The organism is Dyella sp., assembly GCF_035508675.1.
In the GTDB taxonomy this organism is placed as follows: domain Bacteria; phylum Pseudomonadota; class Gammaproteobacteria; order Xanthomonadales; family Rhodanobacteraceae; genus Dyella_B.
On the sequence record NZ_DATJMN010000086.1, the window covers coordinates 1 to 7,840 of the forward strand.

General features: G+C 62.4%; 5 protein-coding genes. All 5 read right to left on the reverse strand.

Annotation, left to right across the window (positions count from 1 at the left end; all coding sequences use genetic code 11):
- On the reverse strand, positions 1-477 hold a 477-nt coding region (locus tag VMA74_RS04880), incomplete at its 3' end, for a Plug domain-containing protein (RefSeq protein ID WP_325365369.1).
- Between the two features lie 231 nt (positions 478-708).
- Positions 709-1,836, reverse strand: a complete 1,128-nt coding sequence (locus VMA74_RS04885) for a glucokinase (protein ID WP_325365371.1) — start codon at positions 1,834-1,836, stop codon at positions 709-711.
- A gap of 237 nt (positions 1,837-2,073) precedes the next feature.
- Entirely contained in the window at positions 2,074-3,051 is a 978-nt protein-coding gene (locus VMA74_RS04890; protein WP_325365373.1) for a sialidase family protein, read from the reverse strand.
- A gap of 197 nt (positions 3,052-3,248) precedes the next feature.
- Complete coding sequence (locus tag VMA74_RS04895) at positions 3,249-5,102, reverse strand: glycoside hydrolase family 35 protein (protein ID WP_414649556.1); 1,854 nt, start codon at positions 5,100-5,102, stop codon at positions 3,249-3,251.
- A gap of 95 nt (positions 5,103-5,197) precedes the next feature.
- Positions 5,198-7,804 carry a glycoside hydrolase family 3 protein gene (locus VMA74_RS04900; RefSeq protein ID WP_414649557.1) on the reverse strand — a complete coding sequence of 869 codons (2,607 nt, stop codon included), beginning with the start codon at positions 7,802-7,804 and terminating at the stop codon, positions 5,198-5,200.
- Between the last annotated feature and the right edge of the window lie 36 nt (positions 7,805-7,840).

Consider the following 7,840-nt stretch of genomic DNA (forward strand, 5'->3'; position numbering starts at 1 on the left):
GTTCTGGAAGTTACTCTGCTTGTTCAACGGCTGCGGATAATCCACGATGCGGTGGCCGTCGATCATCAGCAAACTGAAGCCAGGCCCCACGTTGCGCAGATTGACGGAACGCGCATTCACCGAACTGGAACCCCAAGAGGCGGGATCGGATGTCTGCTGGCCTACCTGCGGCAACGAATCCAGGAATTCATACAGCGTGGTGAAGCCCTGGTCCTTGATCTGCGTACCGGTGAGCGAAACCACCGGGGTCGGACCTTCAATTTCCACGCGCGGAATCATCGAACCGGTCACAACGACCGTTTTCAGCTCTTTCGGATTCGGCGTCTGCTTGCCGTTCTGTTGCTGGTTGCTGGAAGACGTGCCCTGCTGCTGATCGCTACCCGACGTGGTCGACGTCTGCGCGACGGCATACGGCGCAAACAGCGCCAACGCCAAGGAACTCGCCAGTACGCCGCGGCGTACGTGAATGGTTTTCATGTTGTCCCCTCCCGGTAGAAACGAAATATGTCTTGCCCGCTTCGACATCCCTGTGTACTCGTCGAAACCGGCTTGTGCGTGGGTTTGTTGTGAGCGCTCCTGGCTGGCCGGAGCTACCTTGCTGCAAGCATCGATGATGTATGGAAGATCTGTACGTCCCTCCCGTCAGGTTTGGGCAACATCAGCCTCCTTGTCGATGCGGTGAATGAGAACGTCGAGCCCCGCCGTTCCCTAATCCTGCAAATCTTGCAAACGTTGATCAGCGTGATTCATCAGCCAGCTTGCCGCGCCGATCACGCCCAATTGCGCGTGATCCACGACATGCACGGGCACGCTCTGCTGGAACGGACGCATCACGCCTTTGTCGAGAAAGCGGCTGACGAAACTGCTCTTCGCCATGAAGTCGGTCATGCGCGACAAAAAGCCCCCGGCCACATAGATACCGCCCGTGGCGCCGTAAAGCATCGCCAGATCGCCGGCAAAGGAGCCCAGCCATCCGCAAAACAATTGCAGCGTTTCCACCGCTTGCGCGGTCGTCTCTGCGCAAGCCGCGGCAGTGATGGCAGCCGGTTCGTGCAATGGCGCGGCGACTCCATCGAGACGGCACACTGCTTGATACACGCGCATCAGCCCCGGGCCGGACAGCACCGAGTCATAAGGAATATGCGCATCCGGCGGCACCAGTTCACCGAGCACGGCCTGCTCGCGACCCACGCGTGCGGCCAGTTGGATATGCCCGGCTTCGGTGGCCAATACCTGCGGCGGCGTGCCCGGGAAACGCACGGCCACACCCAGTCCCGTACCCGGACCGACCACCACGACGGTACCCGCTTGCGCCGGCTTGTTGCGGCGAGGATCGTGCAGCGTGATCACACCGGCAGGGTCCAGATAAGCCGTACCGTAGGCGAGCGCTTCGAAATCGTTGAGCACTTTCACTTCGCGCAACGACAGCGCTCGTTCCAGTTCGGCCGGAACGATCGGCCAGCGCAGATTGTTGTTGACCACCTCGCCTTCGTGCAGGAAACCGGCGCACGCCAGCGCGAGGCGTTGCGGCTCGACCGAGAACTCATCGCAAAAGGCACGTACAATCGCGTCGAAGCCGCTGAAGTCGGCGCATGGGTACACGCGATACGCCAAGGTGGCAGGAACGCCCTGCCCAGGTTGAAAGGCGATCAGCCCGATGCGCGCATGCGTGCCACCGACGTCGGCGGCGAGGAAAGCATCTTGATGGCCGGGAAGGGACATCACGGATGCCGGCGATACGGCTTCGCGATAGGGCGCAACCTCATCAAGGAACGCTTCCGTAGTGGAAGCCTCCCGCGCGGTGCCGTACCCTTCATGATTGCCACCGTCACGCATGTCGCCACCCCGCCCTGGAAAACGGAGTCGTGATCATCTTACGCTGACGCAGATGGTCTGCAGTCTTCATTGTCCCCTCCTGCACCCGCTTTCTCTCTGGACCATTCATATACGAACGTCCATTTCATATTTATTGATAGTGAGCTTATACGCCTCGTTTAGATCGTGGCAAGTGGCAACGCAACAGAATCCAAGATTTCGCGAAATTTTGCGGCGGATTGAACGATCAGGCAGATGTCAGAGTGCCGCGGGATCGATCACCACATGGGCAATGCGTAACCGTTTCCAGGTGTAGGTGATGTGCAGCAGGCCATCCCGGGTCTGGATTACTGCCGGATAGGAAAATTCGGCACCAGGGCCGTGTTCCAGCGTCAGCACCCGCTTCCAGTGCTCGCCATCCGCCGAGACCGCCACGGCAAGCGTGCCGCGGCCATTCCACCAATCCTTGCCGTGCGTGGTCGGGTTGTAGACCAGACAGGCACGGCCGTCGGCAAGCATCACCGCGTCGATACCCGAATTGGGATTGGGTACGTCCAGCAATGTCAGTCTGGACCAGGTATGCCCGCCGTCGGTGGACCAGGTGGTGAACAAGCGGTCCTGTTTCGTACGGCCGATCGCCTGCAGCTTGCCATCGCGCCAAGGCAGCAGGCTGGGCTGAATTGCCTCGATGCCATCCGGATTGGGCACCGCCTGGCTGTGTTGCCAAGTTGCGCCGCCATCATTGGAAAGCTCGAAATGGATCGTCCAGCGACCCAGCTCCGTGCTCGACGGGCTGACGATGCTGCTGTCGGCGAGTTGCACCGGCTTGTCCTTGATCGGACCAAGGAAGCCGCTGGGCAACGCATGGGCGGCGGACCAGTGCACGCCGTTATCGCGGGACGTCATGAGCATACCGCGCCAGTGCTGCGGGTCCGGCCCCACTTTGTAGAACAGTATCAGCGGCCCATCGTGCGGAAGAAACAGCACCGGATTCCAGGTAGGTTCGCGCTGCCCATCCGGCTGTACGCCGTTGGCCACTTCCACCGGTGACGTCCAGTGACCCCGTATTTGTCGCGCCAACCAGATGCCGACGCTGGGATCGCGCTCGTGCTTGCCGCCGAACCAGGCGGCAACGAGGCCAGCCGGTGTTTCGACGAGGGTGGAGGCGTGGCTCTGCCGGGTTGGCGGTGTCGTTGCGACGAATTCGCGCAGCACGATGGGGTTGTGGTTTGCCATGGCGGTTATCGGGGTCGCGAGCAGCAAGGCGAGTACATGCCTTGCTGGCGGCAAACGATGGGGCCGTTGTTGTTGAGAAAACAAATGTCGACGCATCGCTCGGTGTTCCTTTCATGCCAAAGGCTTCAGTCACCATATATCCGACAATCGTCATTCCGGCGAAGGCCGGAATGACGATTCGCTCTGAAAAACACCACTCATTGAGACACCTTTGCGTCCGACCTCCACCATATTGGCTGCCGCACACCATGCACCACCGCCTGTTCCGGCGTCCGCAGATCGAACACCACTACCGTGTTGTCGCCCTGCTGCAGCCACGGCGCCGGCAGATAAAGCGAACGCTGCGGACCGATATCCCAAATGCGTCCAAGGTTATGCCCATTGACCCAAGCAAAGCCTTTGCCGAACGCCGTCATATCCAGAAACGTATCGGCCAGCGTTGCCAGCTTGAAGTGCCCGCGATGAAACGCAGGCCCGTCGACCGTCTGCGTGGTCCAGCCGCGAATCGCATCCGGTGACGCCATCGGCAGCGGATAGACCTGCCAGCCGTGCAACAACTTGCCATCGAGCCGCGCGGGATCGATCAGCCCTGCACGTCCATCCGCCAGATGCGGGCCGTAATTGATCCGCCCGGTATTTTCCACCAGCACGTCGAGCGAGTGCGTACCCGCATCGAGGGTGACCGGCAAGCTCACCTGCTTGAGTCGCCGATCCACCGTACCCACCAGCTTGTGATCGACATACACCGATGCGTAGTCGCGTATGTCACCCAGATAGAGCTGCCCTCGGATGGCACCACTGACGTGCGTGCGATAAAGGATATAGCCGTAGGCTTGGCCGAACTGCTCCATCGGTCGCGGCTGATCCACGCTGATCGGCGTCGGCAGGTTGTCCCACAGCGATGCGGATTCGGGCAGCGCAAAGGCCGGCACATCCATGAATGGCGTGGGGGAAGGCAACGGCGGCGGCGTGCTGCCAGTAGCCTTCGCGATCACCGCGCGAAACATCGCAAACTTCGGCCTCGGCCGGCCGGCTTCGTCCAGCGGCGCATCGTAGTCGTAGCTGGTGGTTTGCGGCGCATAGTGATCGGTGGGATTACCTTGGAGGTTGGCGCCGTTCATGAAGCCGAAGGTGGTGCCGCCCTCGAACATGTACAGGTTGAGCGAATAGCCTTGACTCAGCATCCAGGCCAGCTCCTTGGCCTGCAGCTTCGCATCGGTCTGCGCATGCACCTCGCCCCAGTGATCGAACCAGCCGGCCCAATATTCGCCGGCCATCTTCGGCTGATCGGGACGGAAGGTTGCGAGTGTCGCGAAGGCGCCTTTTGCCTCGCCGGTGCCGAAATTCACCACCGCAAGCACGCCGGGCAGTGTGTCATTGCGCAATTCGTCGGCGCCGTCGGAGGTAAACAGAATGCCGGTGCCGAGTCCTGCGCTAACCAGCGCCTGATGGATGTCCTCCATGTACACGCGATCATCGCCGTAGGAGCCGTATTCGTTCTCTACCTGCACGGCGATAATCGGGCCGCCGCGTGCTGCCATCAACGGTGACAGCTCCTGGCCCAGGCGCTGAAAATAGCGTTCCACGGCTTGCAGGTAGGCCGGGTCCTGCGTGCGCACGTGCAGGTGTGGATCCGCGAACAGCCAAGCGGGAAATCCACCCGCTTCCCATTCTGCGCAAACGTAGGGGCCGGGACGCACGATCACATCGAGCCCTTCGTTCCGTGCCATGCGCACGAACGCTGCCACGTCGTTGCCGCCACTGAAATCGAACTGCCCCGGCGTGGGTTCGACCAGGTTCCAATACACGTAGGTGGTGATGGCATTCAAGCCCATCGCACGCGCCTTGCGCAGGCGATCCTGCCAGTAGGCGCGTGGGATGCGTTGGAAATCCATCGAGCCGGAGATGATTTGATGTGGCTTGCCGGCGCGGATGAAATGCGCGCCTTCGATGGTGATGGGTGTGCTTGCGCTAGCGCATGTCGACAGGCTGGCCCAGGCCAGCAGGCACGCGGCGGTCAGCATTCGGATGGTTTTCGGCCTGCTTGTCATGTGACTCTTGCGGGGTGCGTCGACGCTGTTCAGCGCGGGTCGCCATTCCGGCGCTCGGCCGGAATGGCGAATGTTGGCGATTCATGCAGGGCGGACTATTTCGGCAATGCCATGTGGCCGCTGATGGTGAACGATGCCGTCACGCCCTCCGCGTCACCCGGCTGGCCGCCACCTACAAACAGGCGGTAATGTCCCGCTTCCACCGCGCGCTGCCCTTGTGCATCGACATGGCTGAGTTGCCGCGGGGACACCTCAAACGTCACACGCCGCTGCTCTTTTGCGCGTAGATGCACGCGCTGGAAACCCACCAGCGCATGACGCGGTGCCAGTGAATCATCCGGCGCATCCAGATACGCCTGCACCACTTCGTCGCCGTCGCGCTCGCCATCATTGCGCACGACCGCGCTTACCGTCAGCGGCTGGCCCGCTGCGAGCGTGGCCGTCGACAACTGCGGCTGCGCATAGCTGAAGCGCGTGTAGCTCAGGCCGTAGCCGAACGGATAAAGCGGCGTGCCGGTGAAGTAGCGATAGGTGCGCTCCTTCATCGCATAGCTGACGAACGGCGGCAGATCGCGCGTGGAGCGATAAAAGGTAACCGGCAGGCGTCCGCCGGGGTTGTAGTCGCCGGCCAGCACCTGCGCCACGGCGCGGCCACCCTCCTCGCCCGGATACCAGGCCGCGACGATGGCGTCGGCGTGCTGCTTGGCCCAGTTAAGCGCCACGGCGCTGCCCGACATCAGCACTACGATGAGTGGCTTGCCGCTGGCGGCGGCGCGCTCGAGCAAGGCTTGCTGCGGCTGCGGCAGGCCGATATCGGTGCGATCGCCGCCATTGAAGCCGGGCACATCAATCTGCAGTTCCTCGCCTTCCACGTCCGGCGACAAGCCGACGAAGGCGACGATGCTGTCGGCATCGCGCACGGCCGCTTCCGCCTTGGCCAGTTGCGCCGACTCCGGCGCCAGCCATTGCAGGCGCACGCCCTGGTCGTGGCCGCTATGCACGTATTCCAGGCGGATCGCATGCGGACGCGCATCGGTAACGTGCACCTGCGCCTGCATGGGCGAGTTTTCGCCGCTGTTGTTGTCCAGCAGCTTGCGGCCATCGACGTACAAGCGCACCGGATCGTGCTGATTGTCGCAGTCGAAGCAACGGTCCACCTGCACGGCCAGTGTGTAGTCGCCCCCTGCAGGAGGCAGCCATTGGCCGGTCCAGCGCACGGCGTAACGATCGCTGCGCTGGTTATCGATGGGCGTGACCTGATCCCAATCGAAATCGATCACCCGATCGGTACGCGTCACCGCGGGCTTGCCGTTGAAATCGGCATGGTCGAAATACTCGCCGGTGAGTCCGACGCCTCCGTCCGTCGTGCGCAATGCCGTTTCGGGCACGGGAATGGGTACGCCGTCGGCAATCGGCGCGCCTTGCGCATAACGGATGCGCTCGGCGCCGAAGCGCTCACGCAGGCCGGCAAGCGGCGTCACCGGTGCACGCGCGGTGCCGTGATAGTTGGCTTCCAGGGTTTCCAGCGTGTCGGCGTTGGGGCCGATCACGGCGATGCGCGTATCGGCGTGCAAGGGCAACGCGCCGTGCTGGTTCTTCAACAGCACGATGGATTCCAGCGCGGCTTGCAACGCAAGGCGGCGATGCGCCGGGCTGTCCACCTGGTCCATGCCGATGCCGTCATACGGATGCTTGCCATCGCCCCATTCGCCCAGGCGGTAACGCGCTGCAAATAGCCGGGTGAGCGCAGTATCGACGACGGCTTCCTTGACGTAACCCTTTTGCACCGCCTCGAGCAGGTCGGCATAGGCATAGCCGCAATCCAGATCGGTGCCGGCCTCGATGGATGCGGCCGAAGACCGTGCGTTGTCGGGCTTGAAGTAGTGGAACTTGGTCATGTCGTCGATCGCATCGCAATCGGAAACGACAAAGCCCTTGAAGCCCCAGTCCTGACGCAGCCGCGTCGTCAGCAGGTCGGCATCCGCGCATACCGGCGTGCCATGCAGGGCGTTGTACGCGCACATCAGCGAATCGGCGTGGCCTTCGGTCACTGCGGCGCGAAATGCGGGCAGATAGGTGGCTTCCAGATCGTGCGGCGACACGTCTACATCAAAACCGTGCCGGCCTGCTTCCGGACCGCTATGCACCACGAAATGCTTGGGAGTGGCGATGGCGCGCGGATGCTGCGGATCGTCGCCCTGAATGCCGCGGATGAACTGCACCGCCAGCTGGCCAGTGAGGAAAGGATCCTCGCCGTAGGTCTCCTGCCCCCTGCCCCAGCGCGGGTCGCGGAAAATATTGATGTTGGGCGACCAGATGGTGAGCCCGTCGTAGCGCAAGTGATCGCGGCCGGCGCCGATGGCGTTGAACTTGGCACGCGCTTCGGTGGACACGGTGGTGCCCACCTGTTGCAGCAAGGGCGCATCCCAGCTGGCGGCCAGGCCGATCGCTTGCGGAAACACCGTGGCATAACCGTTGCGCGCAATACCGTGCAAGCCTTCGCTCCACCAGTCGTAAGCGGCGACGCCCAGGCGCGGTATCGCCGGCGCGCCGCTTTGTACCTGGGCCATTTTTTCCGGCAACGTCATCTTGGCGACGAGCGCGGCGGCTTTGGCCTGAGGGGTTTCATCCTCAGCGCGCGCAGCGCAGGTGGCGATGAGCAGAATGCCCAGGAGTGCTGCACGCAGAAGATTCACCGGCATCGTTTTCAACTCTGTCTATGCGCAATGGCACTAATT